We start from the raw sequence: 18,691 nt of genomic DNA, 5'->3' as shown, positions 1-18,691 counted from the left end.
TTGACCTATTTAGATATGTCTAAATAGGTTTTTAACTTTTTATATTCAATAAAATCTCTTTAACTAAATCTCATCGGTTGCTTAAGAATATGGCTTAAACCTGAGATCTTGCTGTTCAAGGGTGCTACGGCGTGTACAAGAGGGTAATTCACCATAACGACGTTTATATTCCTGAGAAAAACGCCCAAGATGACTAAAGCCCCATTTAAACGCGACATCTGTGACTGAGACATGCTCATTTTGTAGGAGTTCCATATGCGCTTGTTCAAAACGCAATTCTTTTAAGTATGACATTGGAGTGGTGTTTAAAAAGCTTTTAAATCCTGCAAATAATGTACGTACGCTTACGCCTGCCTGTTCAGCCAATTGTTCAATGGTTAAATTTGCGTGTAGATTTTCACGCATATAGGCTTCAGTACGTTTGACAAAATAAGGTGAAATGGCTTTTTCTCTGTACTGATCGATTTGATGCAATAAGCTGTTTGCTTGGCCGTAAATCAGGGCATTGAATAGACTGGATTCAAACTGCTTAAATGCCATTGGGTGATGTAAGGGATGTTGTTCACAAGCAAGTGCATCCATCAATGTACGCATCAATTGGAAAAAATAAGCACCGCCTTGGGTAGAAAGATCAAGCTTGGGTTCAAAAATAGGAGGGTGCTGCTGTGCGTCTGGAAGATGCTGGCGGCAGTGCTGTAAAAGGTCATCTTTATCAATTTTGAGAATCAGCTGTGGGGAGTTGGCATGCCAGCGCATTTTTAGCGATTGTTCGGGTGAAATTAGAGAGGCAACTTGCGGATAAGAAATAAATTTTTGTTGATTCATTTCAATTTCTGCATATCCCTGTGTTGGGATTTGAATCAGATAAAATTTTTCTAAATGGTCAGGTTCAATATAGACATCGGCACTGTATTCAAGACGACTGATGGATAATCGTCCTGCTTTAAGATGGTGCATGGATGAGTGAAAATCATGTTGCTGTTGTACGATTTTTAATAGATGTGGTTTGAAGATTTGCCCAACACTTTTGCAGGTTTCGCCCAAGTCTTGATGGTGAAAGACTAAGTTTTGTGATGAAAAAATGGGGCATTGCTGTAAATGACGTCCATTGAATTCCATAGTAGGATCGACCTGACTCATAAATATTCCTTTTGGCTGGCTTGTTTATTACAGCTAATCTTTATGTCACATGATGACCTGATTAAAAATGCACTAAACAATACTTAAAACTTTAAGTGGCTGGCAGTGATATAAAGAGTTAAGCAAAAAATAGACCAAGTAAAATACCTCGATACAACATATTTTTAGTCTAGTTTGGCGTGATCAAATCAATAAAAACGTCATAGTATTTTTAAAAAAATAAAGGATAGCATTGATCATGCTTTGTACTCTTTATATGATCCTATTCCTTAAGATCTATCTCTATGTATAGCAAATCTGACTAAAATGATCAATTTGTTTTTGGTTGTTTTTATTGATTTAACTCATTGAATAATATAATTATATTAAAAATCCTCATATTATTTTAAATATCAGGATATCACCAAACTGAAATATTCAGGCCACGTAGAAAAAATATCCAAATTCCATCAATAAATCATTCTATGATCTCGCTATTTAATAAGTTTTTTTGCCCAATTAAGATTAGAATCATCTTGAGCTTAACCCTGCTGTGAGTTGGTGTCATATCTTAAGATATGACACGCATTTTGTTGTTAAAACTAAGTTCTAACCGTATTGCTCTGTAAGAATTTCTCACTGTAAATCGAACAATCTTCGATAGATTGCTCATCTAGCCAAGATTTAACGGCTTCGATCATCGGTGGCGGGCCACATAAGTACATGTCGAAGCGTTGTTGTTGAAGTTGTTGTTTATCCAGATGTTGATGGATATAGCCTGATTTTCCTTGCCATCGTTCTGAGGCGCTTGAAATGATCGGATGATAACTAAAGTCTTTGATCTTTTCTGCATAGGCGATCAAACGCTTTTGTTCACATAGATCGGCTTCTGCATTGACGCCATAATAGAGTTGCACTGAGGGTTGATTTGGTTGATCGGCAATATTATCGAGCATACCTAAAAAAGCCGATAAGCCTGTACCACCTGCAATAAAGATCAGAGGGCGTTCAGCTTCACGTAGGTAAAAACTACCTAAAGGTGCTTCCATCATCAGACTTTGTCCGATCTGACAACGTTCTCTGAGATAATTACTCATTACACCATCTGGCAGCAGACGAATTAAAAACTGAAGTTGATTGTTGGCATTGGGACGATTGGCAAATGAATAAGAACGCCAATCGTCAGTCTCTGGAATTTGTAAATGTGCGTATTGACCCGGTAAGAAATTCAGTTCTTTGTCAAAACTACTGGCATCCAGATGCAAGATCGCGGTGGTTTCTGAAACCAATTCAACAGCAGTAACCACCGTGGTAATTTTTAAAGTTTCACCCGCATTACAGATTTCAGAACTATGATCGAAATAAAAAGCGGCATTAGACTTAACCCGTGTTTGGCAAGCTAGCATTTTACGTTCAGCCAAATCACGTTCGCTTAATGCATCCTCATCGACATATTCTTGTTCATAAATACCCGTTTCACATTTTCCCTGACAGGTTCCACAAACACCTTCGCGGCAGTCGAGCGGGAGGTGGATTCCTTGACGAACCGCTGCATCCAACAGTAATTCGTCTTCCTGTACCGCGATAAAAAATGTTCTACCATCGGCAAAGTTGAGTGCAACAGAATGACTCATTGTATTTCTCCTTAGACGTGATAGAAATCGAGAACCGAATCTATCTTGTCATTAAGCAATACGCTGTGTTGACGACGAATACGGAAGCTATCTTCAGTTGGACGGAGCAAATAAGTGGCATGACCATAAAAGCATCCTTCAAGGCCCTGACGATTATAAAGCGTGCGCCAACTTACCTTTGCCTCAACCAAACCATCTTCCTGAGTCTTTACTTGTACATTGTGAATATTATGTTGAGTGCGCGGTAAAGGCATTGCAGAAGCTGCTTTTCCAGTGCGGATACGGAACACACGATCTTCAAGTCCTGAACGATCGGGGTAATAAATATAGGACAAGCCTTGATTGGGATCTTGAACGTAGTGATGGTCATCAATCCATTGTGGGATATGATATTCGCTGTCTTCATCATAGAGTTCGAGGTAAGCATCCCAATCATAGCGATCACACAGTTCTGCCTTTTTATACAGGAATTGAGACACTGCAAAATGAAGTTCTAGAGACATGGTTACACCTCATCCATAACAGATTGATTTAAAAAAGTGACTTCTTGCATCTTAAGTGCTTTTTTATTGAGCCCATTGAGGAGCAGGCGTTGCCAGTGACCATGCTGGTTGACATATAGCCCTTCATGAGTAAATTCACGCCCTGTGATCACGGGTTCAATACCAAGATCTTGTGAATTTTGTGATGGGCCATAATTCCATTGGTGATAACCGCGTGAGATATCACTCCAGCGTTCTAAACGACCCTGAAAGCCTCTTTGTTGTTCGCGGAATTCCACTAGATCATCTGGCGTACCCAGTCCTGATACATTGAAAAAGTCTTCAAACTGACGAATACGGTTTCGACGTGCCTCCGCTGATTCACCTTTGACACCAATACATTGGCTGATGACTTCGGTTTTATTCCATGCCACAGGACGGACAATACGCAGTTGTGAACTGATCTGATCCATAAAGAACAGGCTTGGATAAAGGTTGAGGTTACGTAAACGGTGCATGGCCCATTTAGCGCGCTTTTCCCCAAACCTTTCCAGCAGATAAGGCATCACCACATCATAACCAGGACGTACCGCTGGATTTGGCATATCACTAAACAGCACACTATGTCCATTTTTAAAGCTAAACCAACCATCATCCGTTTCGGCATCACCCGCACCTAATTTACTATAATCAAGTGTGTCAAGTTCACTGCCATTGGCTGCGTTAACTTGCTGGCGATGTTGAACGGTGGAAACATAGTTATAATGCACGGTACTAACATGATAGCCATCCAGACCATTTTCATTTTGTAGTTTCCAGTTACCTGCAAAAGTATAAGCAGATTTACCTTGTAATACTTCAAGCTCACCTGTTGGTGATTGATCAACCATCAAGTCAAGGAACACTTTAGTATCACCTAAAAAGTCTTCCAGTGAATCTGTGGCCTGAGTATCCAGACTGACAAAAACAAATCCACGATAGCTGGCAATACGGCCTTGTTTTAAACCACGGCTGGATTTATCAAAATCTTCACAATATTCATTTGGCGCTTTGACCTTAACCAAACGCCCATCCGACTTATAACACCAAGCATGAAACGGGCAGGTGAATACAGACTGATTGCCTTTGGCCACACGGGTCAAGGTTGCACCACGATGCTCACAGGCATTGACCATGGCATGTAGTTCGCCTTTACCATCACGGCTGATAATGATTGGTTGTCGGCCAATCTGTACTGTAATGAAATCATTGTTATTGGCAATTTCACTTTCATGGCAAGCATAAATCCAGACCTTTTCAAAAATGAGTTCCATTTCGAGATCAAATAGTTCTGGTTCGGTAAACATATCGCGAGCTATTCGATAAACACCATCATTTGGTCGAAAATCGATACAGCTGTGTACAAAATTTTGCCATTCGGCGAGGTTACGTGCAGTCATGGGCTCTTCCTCTATTCAATCAGTCCTTTGTTTGATTGAACCGCGATTTAAAGAAGGGCTCTATCCAGATTTTCCATGTGTTTATCCACTTTATGCAGATTAAATGTTTGGATACATTTTTGTGGAGGAGATTGCGACAGGATTTTTCAATCTGTTTTATACATAACAAGATGCATACTTTTGAAATAAATAGGGTCTGTTGACAATTCGTCTATGTTTGCGACTATTTTGAATTGGACTTCACCGTAATTTTGTTTTTAAGTAAAATTTTTAATGATGGGGATGAAAACAGACAAAGTATTTGCTAAAAGCAGTGTCTAAGCTTTAAGTCGCAACTCGATCATTTATATTCTAAATTGATATCTTATTGAACTTAAAGCGTTGCATTGAAAAATGAAGTTATTATGACTGACAATTATTTAAGGTAAAAAAGTTTCCTGTAAATAGCTCCACTGCATTTTTCCTTTAATTTCTTCAATAAGCGCACATGAACGTCGAACTAGAACTCCTGATTCCTTGGTATGTTTTTCAGTATAGGTGAGAACAATGCTTTGTTCAGTTTGCATCAAAATTTGTTCATCATAAATTTCGATCTGTAGATCTGGCATCTTGCCCTGATTATTGCTAAACAGACCTTTGACATCGGCTAAGGACAAGCGCTTTCCAGCTGCACCGACCATCTCAAAATGATCGGAAAAATATTCAATAAGTAGGGGAAGATCTTGTTCTGTATGTTTCCCGTTAAAAATACGTTCAATCAGTACGTGCATGCTATGTATACTTTCAATTGCATCTTGTTTTGACAGCGGCATATCCATTTCCTATGAGAGGTGTATTTTCTATATTATGTAAAAATAAATGTAAAATTCAATATTATTTTAAAATTAAATTTTTAACGTATGTTTCAAGAACCTTCCAAAAAATAATTTCCAATTTGTAAAATATATTATCTTATTGATATATAATAATTTAAATAAAATAAATTTGTTCAAGTTGAGCATTGTGAAGTAAAAGGTATAACTATATACTTAAAATAACATGGAAAATTCCATGTAAAAATAACTATAGTGGGTTAAGCTTTTATCAAGAAGGTGGATAGGAAATGGATATTTCTTTAAATACGCGACATCTTCTTAAAGATACCAATCATAAAAATGCATGGACAAGGAAGAAAAATGGATACTCATTCACCAGAGTCAACAGGCTCTCATTCAAATACATATGCATGGTATGTTGTTTCACTTTGCATGTTGGCTTATATATTTTCATTTATAGATCGGCAAATACTGGCATTGATGATTGAACCAATTAAGGCTGATCTAGGATTGTCAGACACCCAGTTTAGTCTATTGCATGGTCTCGCCTTTTCACTGTTTTACGCCTTTATGGGGTTGCCACTGGCCTATTTGGCAGACCGATTTTCTCGACCAAAAATTATTGCAGTCGGGGTAGTGTTTTGGAGCATTGCAACTGCATTTTGTGGCTTAAGTAAAAACTTTATTCAACTGTTTTTAAGCCGTATGGGGGTTGGAGTGGGCGAAGCTGCTTTATCTCCAGCAGCGTATTCAATGTTTAGTGATATGTTCAGTAAAGACAAATTAGGCCGTGCTGTTGCAGTATATTCAATTGGTTCATTTGTCGGTGGAGGGATTGCTTTTCTGGTCGGTGGTTATGTGATTGGCTTGCTTAAAAATATGGACACCATTCAGGTTCCTTTATTTGGTGCATTAAGAGCATGGCAAGCTGCATTTATTATCGTAGGCTTACCTGGGGTGTTTATTGGCTTACTGGTGTTGCTTACGGTGAGAGAACCGCAACGCAAAGGTCAGCGTTTAAATGCACAAGGTCAAGTTGAAAAGACCAATATGAAAGATGCGTTTAAGTTTATCAAAAAACATAGTCGTACTTTTACTTGCCATTATTTAGGTTTTACTTTCTATGCAATGGCGCTGTATTGCTTGATTAGTTGGTCACCAGCATTTTACATGCGTAAGTTTGGCCTTACACCAACAGAAGCAGGCTATATGCTAGGCACGGTGTTATTGGTGGCAAATATTCTTGGCGTATTCTGTGCAGGCTGGCTCAATGACTGGTTTATTCAAAAAGGACGTAAGGACGCACCAATGATTACCGGTGTGATTGGAATTGTGGGATTAATTTTACCAATTATGGTCTTTACCCAAGTCAATGAGCTGTGGCTTTCTGTGGTATTTCTGGTCCCTGCCATGTTTTTTGCCTCTTTCCCAATGCCAATTTCAACTACAGCAATGCAAATGCTGGCACCGAATCAGTTGCGTGCACAAATCTCAGCTGTATTTTTGCTGATCAGTAATTTGGTTGCAGTTGGAATCGGTACCACGTTGGTGGCATTGATTACAGATAAAATCTTTGAAAATCCACTGATGGTGGGGATGTCTTTGTCTATCGTGGGTACGATTTCATGTGTGTTGGCATTTATCTTATTGAAAAAGGGCTGTAAGGCATTTAGTGCCAGTATGCAGCAGGAACATGCCTCTTAATTCAATGGTGTTCTCAATCAGTCACAACGCCCATTCTTTGTAATGGGCTTCGTGACTTGTTTGGTCAATCCATAATCAGGAAGTGAAAGAATGGAACAGTTTTTCAAATTGGATTATCTGGATGAACTGCTATTGTTTAAATCGGATGATTATCAAACCATTAAAGATCAGGTCAGTTATTATTTAAGCCCTCATCGTTTTGAGGTGGAAGTGCGTGAACCGCTAAATACCCGTTTAAATGGTTTTCGCTTTGGAAATTGTGCCTTGTATGATCTTAAATATAGTGCTCCTGTGATAATCACCATTGATGAGGTTTCTGATTTTTATTTATTTCGATTGACACTGGAAGGCCAATGTAAAGTCGGTATAGAAGACCAACAGGTGCTACAGTCAGTCGGGATTATGTCAATTACGCATCCACATACTCAACAGCAAATCCAGACCAATCAGCATTGCCGAAATATTATTTTAAAACTTGCTCAACATGATGTAGAAACCCAATTGTTTAAAATGTTGGGGCATACCAGTCATGAACCGGTTATCTTTGATATGAGTCTGTCCTGTACCGAGGAAGGCATAGACTCGATTATTGAAACCCTCAATTATTTGTGCCATGCCTATTATCATATTCAAAATTGGAGCTTTATCTCAGCAAGTTTTACCCAGTATTTAATTGAACTGATTTTATTAAAGATTCCAAATAACTATAGTGACCAGCTTAATTTACAAAGACAGTATATTTTGCCTGGCTATTTAAAAAAAGCACAAAAATATATTCAGAATCATTTAGAACAACCGATTTCATTAGCGGATTTAAGTCAGTGTTGTGAGGTGTCGATCCGCACATTGCAAAAAGGCTTTAGTCAGTATTTACAACAAACCCCAGTCGAGTATATCCGTGATCAGCGACTTGAACGGGTACATTTGGCTTTACAGCATGCTCAAACCAATGAAACAGTGACGGATATTGTGTTGCGTCATGGCTTTCAAAGTTTAGGGCATTTTTCTACGCTGTATAAAAAACGCTATGGGTGTTTGCCCTCTAAAACTTTAAAAATGAGTCCTGTTCAAATGAGTACAATGCTTTCGTAACCCGAACAGGTGTTGCGTGTTTGGATAAGCCAGCAGGTTATTGCGCTTCTATGATGAATTGAAATAAATCAGGAAGAGCAATGATGAAAATTACAGTTTTAGGTGGCGGCCATGGATGTTATGCAGCTGCGGCAGAAATGGCTGAAAAAGGGCATGAGGTGCTGTTATGGCGCCGTGATTCAGATGCTTTACAACAACTTGCTGCCACTGGGCAATTAAAGATTAAGGATTATCAGGGCGATCGAACTGTGACGGTGGGTTTTGAAAAGAGTCAGATTAATTTGTCTGATGATTTGCAAAGCGCCATGGAACATGCTGAGTTGATTATTATTCCATTACCTGCGACCACACATGATGATTTAGCTCGTCAAGCAGCGCCATTTTTTAAAGCAGGGCAAGTGGTGTACTTGCCACCAGCGACATTTGGTAGTTTTATCTTTGCCAAGGCGATGCAACAAGCAGGCAACACTGCGCAAGTGGCATTTGCAGAAACGGGGACTTTGCCTTATTTGGTGCGTAAACATGGGGTGAATCAAATTGTGATTAGTGGTTATGCGACCCGGTTACCCACAGGCGTATTTCCAAGCGTATTGTCACAACAGGCATTTCAAGTGCTTAAGCAGGCTTATCCTAGCGTTGAACCCGTTGAGGACAGCTTAAGTGGTGCATTGATGAATGCTGGACCTATTATTCATCCACCTTTAATTTTGATGAATGCGGGTCCACTTGAACATTTTGAAGCGTGGGATATTCATAACGAAGGTACTCAACCCTCAATTCGTCGTGTCACCAATCAACTCGATGCGGAACGAATGCAACTGCGTGAAGCATTGGGATATGCCGCACCACATTTTCCTTTGGCGGATCATTATAATCATGAAGGTGAGGGTGATGAATGGATGTATGGACGTGGGGCACATGGAAAATTAACCGACAGCGGTGACTGGCGTGAGGATATTGACTTAGATTCACATCGCTATATGTTAGAAGACACTCGTTTAGGATTATCTTTTTTAGTTTCTGTGGGACGTTGGGCAGGTGTTGCAACCCCTGTTGCTGAAGGATTGTTGAATATCGCGTCAGCGGTCACGGGTAAGGATTTATATCAACAAGGACGTACTTTTGAGCGTTTAGGTCTTGCGGATAAAAACCCAGCAGAACTGCAAGCGATTTTGCAACAAGGAGTCTAAAATGCAGATGATCGAAAAAATTGCGGTGCTCGGTGCTGGGCGTATGGGCAAAGCCATTGCGATTGCTTTTGCTTATGCAGGACTAAACGTTGATTTGATTGATGCAAAACAACGTAGTGAAGCTGAATTTGAACAATATCAAACTCAAATTCGTGCTGATTTACAGCAAGAGTTACAGTTGCTTGAGAAAATTCAGTTTATTCAAGCGGAGCAGCAAGTTTTTGTTTTGGATAAGATTGCGATTTTATCTAAACAAGCTGCTACAGGCATATTGCCAAGCTGTGCGTTGATCCTTGAGGCTGTACCAGAAGTAAAACAAGCCAAACAAGAAATTTTTGCTTGGCTGGATCAATATCTTTCACAGCAGTGTATTGTGGCTTCGACCACCTCCACATTTTTAGTGACGGATATTGCGCAAATGATTTCGCATCCTGAGCGAGTAGTCAATGCACATTGGCTAAATCCTGCTTATCTCATGCCTTTGGTGGAGTTAAGCCGTTCTGACCAGACCTCAAATGAGGTGTTGACTCAGCTTAAGCAATTTCTACAGGCGATTGGTAAGGTACCTGTGGTTTGTAATGCCAAGGCGGGCTATATCGTGCCAAGGATTCAGGCCTTGGCAATGAATGAAGCGGCACGTATGGTTGAAGATGGAGTCGCTTCGGCAGAAGATATTGATATTGCTATTCGTACTGGTTTTGGTTTGCGTTTTTCTGTTTTAGGCTTATTGGAGTTTATTGATTGGGGCGGTGGCGATATTTTATATTATGCCTCGCAATATTTGCAAAAAGAGCTGGGTGAGCGTTTTTGTACACCTGAAATTATTGCGGAAAATATGCGGCAGCAGCGTAATGGCCTTCGTGAAAAGCAGGGCTTTTATAATTATGCGGATGTGGATATTCATCAATATAAACAAGATGTCTTACGCACCTTTTCAGATCGAATTGAAAAAAGTAATTTAAAACCATCGTTCAATATTTTACAGTCCGCAATGTGATGAACCGAACAATTCGCCCATTGCATTGAGCTAATGGGCGTTTATTTACAGCTTTTAGCTTGATGGCATCAAATTGAATAGCTTTTTCAACTGTGCATTTAACTGATGCAATTCTTCATCTTCAAAGGCATTTAAAATCCCAGATAAAGTCACTTGGCTGATTTGATTGATCTGCTCTACCAGTTCTTTGCCTTTGTCTGTGAGCTTGACCATCGAAATACGTTCATCAGACTCTGACGAAAAAACCTGCACAATATCATCTTCAACCAAGCGATAAATGGCTTTAGTTGCTGTGGTCAATTTAAGGGTAGAGAGGTTGGCAATTTCGGTAATACTGGCTTGTTGCAAAGCATTGGTACTTAAAATGATTTTACGACGTGTATTGTCGATACCTAATTTTTTTATTGATTTTTCAATAAGTTGTGTGTATTTACCATTCACTTGAGAAATCCAAAAGAAAGGATAGCTTTGTAAGCTGCTAGGTTCATTATTAGGTAGAAATTGTTCTAAATGAGTAAGCATAGCAAAGTGATAACTTTATAAAGATGAATATTCATCATTATACAAAAATTAAAGAAAAAATCTTTGCTCTTTCTGATAAAAACATCTTGACAATTACATTACTTTTTCCGATATTGGTATTAAGTACAAAAATACATGGAAAAGTGAATGAATATTGTTGTACAAGACGTACAAATAGGACGCGGTGCTTTAAAAGTCATGGTGAAAGATTCCATTGATATTCAAGGTCTAAAGACCATGATCGGGAGCAAAGCCTTGATGGATAAGCCTTCTGCAACAAAAAATGCAGAAGTGGTAGAGCGTATTTTGGCAGCGGATTGCCAAATTACCGCAAAAACCAATCTACATGAGTTGGCTTTTGGAATTACCGGGATCAATCCTGTTTTTGGCACTGCAATCAATCCTCAATATCCTGATCTAATTCCAGGTGGTTCATCGAGTGGGTCTGCTGCTGCCGTAGCCGCAGGGCTGGCTGATTTTACTTTAGGGACCGATACTGGTGGTTCAATTCGTATGCCAGCGGCATGTTGTGGGGTGTATGGTTTTAAGCCGACATTCAATCGCGTCAGTCGTCAAGGGATACATCCAGCCATGAGTTCGTTGGATTGCGTGGGACCATTTGCCGCTTCGGTTGCAATGATTGAAACCGCAATGCAGATAATTGATCCAAGCTTTCATGCTTTGGAAAAATTAGCGCATACGCCGAAACTGGCTTGGCTTGAGGTAAATGCAAATCCAACGGTATTGAACTGTATTCAGCTTTTTCTTGCTCAGGCGAATCTGTCAGCTACACCAGTGAAATCTGAATGGTTTGAGGCTGCTTATGATGCAGGGATGCAGATCATTAATTATGAAAATTGGCAGGCGTATGGTGAGTTAACCAAAACCGGTTTATTGGGTGACGATATCCATGCTCGCTTGCTCAAATCTGCGCAAACCACGGCGCAACAAGTAAAAGAGGCGGAAGCGGTCAAAGCACAATTTATCAATGAAATTGATGACTTATTGGAAAAATATGATGCTGTGTTACTGCCAACCCTTCCGCAAATCCCACCCAAATTAATCGATGCAGAACATATGATCGCACTGTTGAACTTAACTTCATTGGTGCGTCCATTCAATTTATCTGGACATCCGGCAATTTCAATACCGCTCAAAACCAGCGAAGGGCAACCAGTGGGTTTACAAATCGTGGCGAAACGAAATTCGGATGAGCTGGTCTGTGCAATTGCGAAATATATCGTGGATGCAGCGCAATAAATGACAAGGAGTTGGGTAATGAATAATTTATCGACAAAGGAATTTGTAATGGACACAACAATAACGGAATTAGAAGCACTCTGTCAGGAGATTCGAGAACGTGCTTGTACAGGCGAGTTTGATAACCAAGCGTATGTGAGTCAAGACATCATCGATAAGTTGAAACAGATTGGTGTCTATCGTGCATTGGTACCAAAACGTTTTGGCGGCAATGAATGGTCACCTCAACAGTTTTGTGAGTTGATTGAACGTCTGTCTAAAGCGGATGGGTCTGTGGGATGGGTTGCGAGTTTTGGGATGAGCCCTGCTTATTTGGGTAGCCTGCCTGAAGCGACACTTGAAGAATTATATAAAGAAAGCCCAGATATTGTATTTGCAGCAGGTATTTTTCCACCGCAACCCGCAGATTTAAGAGCTGATGGCGTGGTGGTAAAAGGTCGATGGAAATTTTCAAGTGGTTGTATGGGGGCCGATATTATTGGGGTGGGGATTAGCCCACAGGTCAATAACACCACACAAGGTCTTCCACGTTTAGCAATTATCCCTGCAAAACAAGCACAAATCGAAATGACTTGGGATACGGTCGGCTTAAAGGGAACAGGCAGTCATGATCTGCTGGTAGATAATGTCTTTGTAAATAATGATTGGACCTTTATCCGTGGCGAACCTTCCAAACTTTCGGAACCATTTTTTAAATATCCATCACTGTCATTGGCAACACAGGTGTTAACTGTGGTCGGGATCGGTGTTGCAGCAGCAGCGTTGGAAGAATTCCAAAAGTTAGCACCTGGCAAATCATCCATTACAGGTGGTGCTGAAATTGCCAGTCGTCCAGTCACCCAATATGAATTTGCCCAAGTCGAAGCTGAGTTTAAAGCAGCGCGTGTTTGGTTCTACGACACTATGCAAATCGTTTGGAATGAAATTATTGCAGGTGGTACGCCAACGCCAGAACAGATCAGTGAGATGCGTTTGTCTTGTACCCATGTTGCTCGAGTTTGCGCACGTGTAACACGCAAAATTCAAATGCTGGCGGGCATGACTGCAATTTATACCCATAACCCATTTAGCCGATTTGTGAATGATACCAATGTGGTGACTCAGCATGCCTTTATGGGCGATGCCACTTTACAAAATGCCGCTTTGGTGAGCTTTGGCATGCAACCAGCACCCGGTTATTTATAAGTCGAATTTGAATAATCACGAGATGTCCCAGGATGAATATGACATGAATAGCCAGATGGATTTGACCCTTATCTTACAACGCTTAGAACAGCTCGAAGCGCAAAACGTGATTCGTAATTGTATTCATCGTTACATGGAAATTTGTGATGGATTAAATGCCAAGACTGACCTCAATGAATTAATGGATTTATTTGATCAGGACAGTATTTGGGAAGGAATTGGTGAGAAATATGCGCAATCTTTTGGTCGCCATGCTTCATGGCAAGCCATTTTTGACATGTTTAAAAGCTATACCCAAACCGAATCACATTTTTTGATGAATGCGCATTTTGTCAGCTCAGAACAAATTTATATTGCAGGCGATCAGGCCAATGCAAGCTGGTTGATGTTGCAAACCTCGACCTTTCTCAATGGAGATAGCCATTTAAATGCCGCAAAACTCAGCGTGAAATTTAAACAGCAAACCGATGGTCTATGGAAGATCAAACATTTTCAGACTGAAAATATTTTTAGTCGCCCTGTGTCTCACTGGAACAGTACAGCGATATTGCCAGTACCGTCTCAGCAATAAGTTATGGATAAATTGAAAAGGATAATGGATATGAACAGTATTATTCCAATGCAGAATATTAATATTGATTACAGCGAGTTAGTTCAAAGTGATCGTGCGCATACCTCTTTATATAAAGATGCGCGTGTCTTTGACGATGAAATGGAAAAGATTTATTACAGCACTTGGGTTTGGGTGGCACATGCCAGCGAAATTCCAGATGGTGGTAGCTATAAAACTATTAATATTGGTAAGCAACCTGTGGTCGTTGTACGTGACCGTAAGAAAAAAGTCCATGTATTGCTCAATCGTTGTCGCCATCGTGCAGCAACGGTATGTGAACATAAAAAAGGCAAAACCAACAGTTTTGTTTGCCCATATCACGGATGGAGCTATGCACTGGATGGTTCATTACGTGGTGTACCTTCACCTGAAAGTTATGGTGAATGTCTGGATAAATCAGAGTTTCCATTGATTAGCCTACGTGTTGAAGAATACAACGGTATGATTTTCGCCACCTTTAAAGATGATATTGAACCTTTAGAGGATTTCTTAGGTGCAGCGAAAAAATGGATTGATTTGTTTATGAAACAAGGCGCAGGTTATCCAATTAAAGTATTGGGTGAACATCGTTTCCGTTTCCCAGGCAACTGGAAAATTCAACTGGAAAACACCACCGATGCCTATCATTTTCCGTTGGTACATAAGTCATTCTTAAGTTCAGTCGATGAGAAGACTGAAGAGTTATTTAATTTTGAAAATCAACCTGGCTATGTTGAAGATTTAGGTAATGGGCACAGTGTCATGGTGATGATTCCTGAGCTGGTGGATTTAGATGAAGAGTTGATGGAACGCCCAATTCAGGAACGTTTTGAAGAGCTTGCACAGGCGTTACGTGATGAAGGGCATGAAGAACTTGAAGTACGCCGTATTGTACGTGCTGTGGGTGGCTCTGGTTTTAACTTAAACCTGTTCCCGAACATTGCCTGTTCAATGGCCTTCTTCCGTGTTATGCAACCGATTTCAGTCAATGAAACTGAAATTCATCATTCCGTGATCACGATGGATGGTGGTCCACAGATTGCCAATCAATATCGCTTACGTCTACATGAACATTTCCAAGGTCCATTTGGTTTTGGTACACCTGATGACTCAGAAGCGTGGGAACGTGTGCAACATGGTGCCAATGCTGGTCATGATTTATGGATCATGTTGAACCGTGGTTTACCCGGCGAAGTAAAAACTGAAGATGGCTTAAAGAGCGATGTCAGTGCAGAAACTGGAATGCGCGCTGCTTATCAGCAGTGGAAAAAGATGATGACGGCTTAAGGAGAGTAGCATGAACATGAATTTGCAATTATTAAATGAAGTGACTGCTTTTGTTTGGGCTGAAGCTGACATGTTAGACCACAGTGAATACCGTGAATGGCTCAATCTCTGGAATGAAAAAGGTGTGTATATCATTCCGATTGATCCGACACTCAAGGATTATGAAAATAATTTGAACTATGCCTATGACAACAATCATATGCGTACATTACGGGTCGAACGTTTGGAAAATGGTGAGGCGATTTCGACTGCACCCAAAGCCAATACCGTCCGTAGCGTGTCACGTATCCGTGTCGTAAAAGATGAGGATGGTGAAATCATTTTACGCTGTGCACAAAACCTTCGTGAATTCCGTAAGGAAAGCTTGAAACATTACACCGCAGATGTGATTTTTCATTTGGTTCGTGATCCAGAACAAGGCTTTAAGATCAATCGTAAAATTATCAACTTAGTCAACTCGACCGATACTTTGGCGGGTATCAGTTACATCCTCTAGGAGCGCAAAAATGAAACAGGTTGTTTTAGTCACGGGCGCAGCATCTGGTTTAGGGAATGTGATCGCCGAATATTTTGCAGCACAGGGGCATCAAGTGATTGTCTCTGCCAGCAGCTTAGAAAAGGCTGAAAATGCCAAAGCACGTAGTCCTAATGCGGAGAATATGTTTGCGTTAAAACTGGATATTTCAGTTGAGCAAGATTTTCATGCCGCAGTGCAGTGGATTCAACAAAAATTCAGTAAATTGGATGTGTTGATTAATAATGCGACGGTCACTAAGGCAACTCCTGTTTTAGAGATTACTGCAGCTGACTTTGATTGGATCACCCAAGTGAATCAGCGAGGAACCTTTCAAGCGTGTCAAATTATTGGCAAGTATATGGCGGATCAAGGCTATGGTCGTATCGTCAATATGGCTTCATTGGCAGGGCAAAATGGAGGTACTGCGACAGGAGCACACTATGCTGCAACTAAAGGTGCAATTGTGACTTTGACCAAAATCTTTGCCAAAGAGTTTGCTGCTAAAGGCGTGACTGTAAACGCCATAGCACCTGGGCCAATGGAATCACCGATTGTACACAGTGTGGTATCTGACGAGAAAATGGCGCAATTTATTCAAAATATCCCAGTCAAAGCATTAGGTAGCATGGAATTTATTGCTGAAACCTGTGCCTTGTTGGCAAGCCCAAGCGCTGCATTTGTCACTGGGGCGACGTGGGATATTAACGGTGGATTATTTATGCGTTAAGCCTTGAGCGAGATGCATAAAAGGGAGATAAATCATGGCTACACTCTATAACGTGGTTGTCAGAAACCGGCATGTAGAAGGTGGGAATGTTGCAGTCATGGAGTTTGAATCTGCAAATTCTGCCACATTACCAAAAATTGAAGCAGGTGCGCATATTGATGTGCACTTACCCAATGGTATGGTGCGTCAGTACTCACTATGCCAAAACCCAAAGGATGTTGGCATATTCAGACTGGGGATTTTACGTGATCCAGAATCGCGTGGTGGTTCAGTATCGGCTTTTGATGATTTAAAAGATGGTATGCAAATACAGGTCAGTGAACCCAAAAACCTGTTTCCATTAGTAAAAGCCAAACATGCTGTACTGGTGGGTGGGGGGATTGGAATTACCCCTTTGATCACCATGGCCTATCAATTGGTACAAGAAAACGCATCTTTTGAACTGCATTATTGCGGGGCAAGCCCAGAGCAATGTGCCTTTGTTGATGAAATTAGAAATAGTGTATTGGCGCCATTTACCACCTTTCATTTTAAATCGGAAGGGGCCAGCCATCGTGAGTTTTTTCAATCTGCCATTCAGGACATAGACAAAGCAAGCCATATCTATACCTGTGGTCCCAATGGATTTATGGATTGGGTGATTAATTTGGCTTTGACACAAAATTTTCCTGAGCAACAGATTCATAAGGAATATTTTCAGGTTGAGGTTGAAACCAACGGTGATGCATTTGAAGTTGTTGCTGAGCGTAGCGGCAAGATCATCATGGTCAATACCGAAGAAACCATTCTGCAAGCACTGGCACGTGAAGGGATTGAGATTGAAATGTCTTGCGAACAGGGCGTCTGCGGAACCTGTATGTGCGATGTGATCGAAGGTGAGCCTGATCATCGCGATGTGTATTTTACTGATGAAGAAAAAGCCAGTAATGAACAAATACTGGTGTGTTGTTCCCGTGCAAAGTCAGCACGATTGGTACTGGATATTTAATTGCTTTTAACAGGACTAAGCAATTTCAGATACCGAGCTAAATAGGATAAAAGATTCAGGAGAGAATAATGAATTCATTAAAATCAATGGATGAAATCAAAATAGATCCAATGCAATTTAGACGGGCATTGGGTAATTTTGCTACAGGTGTGACCATTGTGACGGCACAAAATGAGCAAGGTGAGAAGGTTGGAGTCACTGCAAATAGTTTTAATTCAGTGTCTTTAGACCCACCACTCATTTTATGGAGTATCGATAAAAAATCATCGAGTTTTTCTGTATTTGAGCAAGCTACGCATTTTGCGGTAAATATTTTATCGGGTTCTCAAATTGAGTTATCCAATAAATTTTCCCGTCGCAATATCGATAAGTATGAAGGTACAAGTTATCAGGTTGGTGCAGGTCAATCACCAGTTCTAGACCATTGTTCAGCAGTGTTTGAATGTGAACGACATGAAATTATTGAAGGTGGTGATCACTGGATTATTATTGGCAAAGTCGTTAAGTTTCATGATCAAGGGCGTAGTCCGTTGGTGTATCACCAAGGTGCGTATTCAGGTGTGATTCCTCATCCATTATTACAGCTTAAAGATACTGTAGAAGCAGAAGACTTAGGCGAATTACACCAAGGGCATTTATATAGTAATGTCTGTTATTTAATGAGTCGGGCGTTTAAATTTTATCAGACCGATTATATTCCGAAGCAGTTAATCACTGGATTTCGCACCAGTGAAGCAAGATTATTATTGGTGTTAGGCAGTGGTACCGCATCCAATAAAGCAGATTTACCACGTGATATTGCCATGCCGATGCGTGAGATCGAACAAGCTGCGCTTATCTTAAAAAAAGATGGTTTATTGATTGAAACGGATGGATTTTTTAAGTTAACGGAAAAGGGCAAGAAAACCGCACATTATCTGTTTGATATTGCTGATAGCCATCAAAATGAAGTTTTTGAAAAATATCCTGAAAATGAAAAGGAAATTTTTATTAAAATTTTAAAAGATATTGCGGGGATTGTATAATCATCAACTGACCGACAAACATCTAGATGAATTTGTCGGTTATTTGGATTGATTGAGATAGAATTTTTAATGGTGTTGGAAAAGACAAAGCAAAGCTATTCAAGTTATTGAATCGA

At 40.3% G+C, this 18,691-nt stretch carries 18 protein-coding genes; 12 read left to right on the top strand and 6 right to left on the bottom strand.

From position 1 onward, the window contains the following. Positions 1-81 precede the first annotated feature (81 nt). The 5 genes from WFN33_RS16655 to WFN33_RS16635 all read right to left on the bottom strand — a co-directional run bounded on the left by WFN33_RS16655 (position 82) and on the right by WFN33_RS16635 (position 5,486). The gene (locus WFN33_RS16655; RefSeq protein ID WP_336954110.1) at positions 82-1,140 is read right to left on the bottom strand and encodes an AraC family transcriptional regulator; all 1,059 of its coding nucleotides are present in this window, start codon (positions 1,138-1,140) and stop codon (positions 82-84) included. Between the two features lie 581 nt (positions 1,141-1,721). Beyond that, entirely contained in the window at positions 1,722-2,753 is a 1,032-nt protein-coding gene (gene antC, locus WFN33_RS16650) for an anthranilate 1,2-dioxygenase electron transfer component AntC (RefSeq protein WP_336954109.1), read from the bottom strand. An 11-nt stretch (positions 2,754-2,764) separates the two neighbouring features. Then, positions 2,765-3,256 (bottom strand): anthranilate 1,2-dioxygenase small subunit, encoded by a 492-nt coding sequence (gene antB / locus WFN33_RS16645; RefSeq protein WP_336954107.1) that lies wholly within the window; start codon positions 3,254-3,256, stop codon positions 2,765-2,767. A gap of 2 nt (positions 3,257-3,258) precedes the next feature. Further along, positions 3,259-4,674, bottom strand: coding sequence for an anthranilate 1,2-dioxygenase large subunit (gene antA, locus WFN33_RS16640; RefSeq protein ID WP_336954106.1), 1,416 nt, complete (start codon positions 4,672-4,674; stop codon positions 3,259-3,261). Positions 4,675-5,093: 419 nt separating this feature from the next. Next, entirely contained in the window at positions 5,094-5,486 is a 393-nt protein-coding gene (locus tag WFN33_RS16635; RefSeq protein WP_336954105.1) for a DUF4440 domain-containing protein, read from the bottom strand. Between the two features lie 363 nt (positions 5,487-5,849). Here WFN33_RS16635 and WFN33_RS16630 point away from each other — a divergent pair, with 363 nt between their 5' ends. The 4 genes from WFN33_RS16630 to WFN33_RS16615 all read left to right on the top strand — a co-directional run bounded on the left by WFN33_RS16630 (position 5,850) and on the right by WFN33_RS16615 (position 10,472). After that, a complete protein-coding gene (locus WFN33_RS16630) occupies positions 5,850-7,193 on the top strand; it encodes a spinster family MFS transporter (RefSeq protein WP_004721612.1) in 1,344 nt (447 codons plus the stop codon). 90 nt (positions 7,194-7,283) lie between these two features. Next, on the top strand, positions 7,284-8,285 hold the full coding sequence (locus WFN33_RS16625) for an AraC family transcriptional regulator (RefSeq protein ID WP_336954104.1): 1,002 nt from the start codon (positions 7,284-7,286) through the stop codon (positions 8,283-8,285). 83 nt (positions 8,286-8,368) lie between these two features. Then, on the top strand, positions 8,369-9,475 hold the full coding sequence (locus WFN33_RS16620) for an NAD/NADP-dependent octopine/nopaline dehydrogenase family protein (protein ID WP_336954170.1): 1,107 nt from the start codon (positions 8,369-8,371) through the stop codon (positions 9,473-9,475). Position 9,476: 1 nt separating this feature from the next. Then, positions 9,477-10,472 carry a 3-hydroxybutyryl-CoA dehydrogenase gene (locus WFN33_RS16615; RefSeq protein WP_336954103.1) on the top strand — a complete coding sequence of 332 codons (996 nt, stop codon included), beginning with the start codon at positions 9,477-9,479 and terminating at the stop codon, positions 10,470-10,472. Between the two features lie 54 nt (positions 10,473-10,526). On the opposite strand, the gene WFN33_RS16610 is transcribed toward WFN33_RS16615, so the two are convergent. Continuing rightward, positions 10,527-10,994, bottom strand: a complete 468-nt coding sequence (locus tag WFN33_RS16610) for a MarR family winged helix-turn-helix transcriptional regulator (RefSeq protein WP_004721604.1) — start codon at positions 10,992-10,994, stop codon at positions 10,527-10,529. A 147-nt stretch (positions 10,995-11,141) separates the two neighbouring features. Between WFN33_RS16610 and WFN33_RS16605 the strand changes: the two genes are divergently transcribed. The 8 genes from WFN33_RS16605 (at position 11,142) to WFN33_RS16570 (ending at position 18,575) form a co-directional block, all read left to right on the top strand. Continuing rightward, on the top strand, positions 11,142-12,254 hold the full coding sequence (locus WFN33_RS16605; RefSeq protein ID WP_336954102.1) for an amidase: 1,113 nt from the start codon (positions 11,142-11,144) through the stop codon (positions 12,252-12,254). A gap of 18 nt (positions 12,255-12,272) precedes the next feature. After that, entirely contained in the window at positions 12,273-13,439 is a 1,167-nt protein-coding gene (locus tag WFN33_RS16600) for an acyl-CoA dehydrogenase family protein (protein ID WP_105714294.1), read from the top strand. Between the two features lie 43 nt (positions 13,440-13,482). After that, positions 13,483-14,010, top strand: a complete 528-nt coding sequence (locus WFN33_RS16595) for a nuclear transport factor 2 family protein (protein ID WP_336954101.1) — start codon at positions 13,483-13,485, stop codon at positions 14,008-14,010. 30 nt (positions 14,011-14,040) lie between these two features. Beyond that, positions 14,041-15,318 (top strand): aromatic ring-hydroxylating oxygenase subunit alpha, encoded by a 1,278-nt coding sequence (locus WFN33_RS16590; RefSeq protein WP_166783557.1) that lies wholly within the window; start codon positions 14,041-14,043, stop codon positions 15,316-15,318. Positions 15,319-15,328: 10 nt separating this feature from the next. After that, positions 15,329-15,814, top strand: a complete 486-nt coding sequence (locus WFN33_RS16585; protein WP_004721595.1) for an aromatic-ring-hydroxylating dioxygenase subunit beta — start codon at positions 15,329-15,331, stop codon at positions 15,812-15,814. Positions 15,815-15,824: 10 nt separating this feature from the next. Beyond that, the gene (locus WFN33_RS16580) at positions 15,825-16,562 is read left to right on the top strand and encodes an SDR family NAD(P)-dependent oxidoreductase (RefSeq protein ID WP_004820415.1); all 738 of its coding nucleotides are present in this window, start codon (positions 15,825-15,827) and stop codon (positions 16,560-16,562) included. 34 nt (positions 16,563-16,596) lie between these two features. Next, a complete protein-coding gene (locus tag WFN33_RS16575; RefSeq protein WP_336954100.1) occupies positions 16,597-17,550 on the top strand; it encodes a PDR/VanB family oxidoreductase in 954 nt (317 codons plus the stop codon). A 65-nt stretch (positions 17,551-17,615) separates the two neighbouring features. Continuing rightward, complete coding sequence (locus tag WFN33_RS16570) at positions 17,616-18,575, top strand: p-hydroxyphenylacetate 3-hydroxylase reductase component (RefSeq protein WP_171287945.1); 960 nt, start codon at positions 17,616-17,618, stop codon at positions 18,573-18,575. The last annotated feature ends 116 nt before the right edge of the window (positions 18,576-18,691 follow it).

It is taken from the genome of Acinetobacter sp. AS167 (genome assembly GCF_037152175.1).
Classification (GTDB): domain Bacteria; phylum Pseudomonadota; class Gammaproteobacteria; order Pseudomonadales; family Moraxellaceae; genus Acinetobacter.
This window is presented reverse-complemented; position numbering and strand designations above follow the sequence as displayed.

Coding starts and splice junctions, on each gene's coding strand:
- antC (WP_336954109.1), bottom strand. CDS start 2,753: ATGAGTCATTCTGTTGCACTCAACTTTGCCGATGGTAGAACATTTTTT.
- WFN33_RS16620 (WP_336954170.1), top strand. CDS start 8,369: ATGAAAATTACAGTTTTAGGTGGCGGCCATGGATGTTATGCAGCTGCG.
- WFN33_RS16610 (WP_004721604.1), bottom strand. CDS start 10,994: ATGCTTACTCATTTAGAACAATTTCTACCTAATAATGAACCTAGCAGC.
- WFN33_RS16615 (WP_336954103.1), top strand. CDS start 9,477: ATGCAGATGATCGAAAAAATTGCGGTGCTCGGTGCTGGGCGTATGGGC.
- WFN33_RS16590 (WP_166783557.1), top strand. CDS start 14,041: ATGAACAGTATTATTCCAATGCAGAATATTAATATTGATTACAGCGAG.
- WFN33_RS16605 (WP_336954102.1), top strand. CDS start 11,142: ATGAATATTGTTGTACAAGACGTACAAATAGGACGCGGTGCTTTAAAA.
- WFN33_RS16655 (WP_336954110.1), bottom strand. CDS start 1,140: ATGAGTCAGGTCGATCCTACTATGGAATTCAATGGACGTCATTTACAG.
- WFN33_RS16575 (WP_336954100.1), top strand. CDS start 16,597: ATGGCTACACTCTATAACGTGGTTGTCAGAAACCGGCATGTAGAAGGT.
- WFN33_RS16585 (WP_004721595.1), top strand. CDS start 15,329: ATGAACATGAATTTGCAATTATTAAATGAAGTGACTGCTTTTGTTTGG.
- WFN33_RS16630 (WP_004721612.1), top strand. CDS start 5,850: ATGGATACTCATTCACCAGAGTCAACAGGCTCTCATTCAAATACATAT.
- WFN33_RS16625 (WP_336954104.1), top strand. CDS start 7,284: ATGGAACAGTTTTTCAAATTGGATTATCTGGATGAACTGCTATTGTTT.
- antA (WP_336954106.1), bottom strand. CDS start 4,674: ATGACTGCACGTAACCTCGCCGAATGGCAAAATTTTGTACACAGCTGT.
- antB (WP_336954107.1), bottom strand. CDS start 3,256: ATGTCTCTAGAACTTCATTTTGCAGTGTCTCAATTCCTGTATAAAAAG.
- WFN33_RS16600 (WP_105714294.1), top strand. CDS start 12,273: ATGAATAATTTATCGACAAAGGAATTTGTAATGGACACAACAATAACG.
- WFN33_RS16580 (WP_004820415.1), top strand. CDS start 15,825: ATGAAACAGGTTGTTTTAGTCACGGGCGCAGCATCTGGTTTAGGGAAT.
- WFN33_RS16595 (WP_336954101.1), top strand. CDS start 13,483: ATGAATAGCCAGATGGATTTGACCCTTATCTTACAACGCTTAGAACAG.
- WFN33_RS16635 (WP_336954105.1), bottom strand. CDS start 5,486: ATGCCGCTGTCAAAACAAGATGCAATTGAAAGTATACATAGCATGCAC.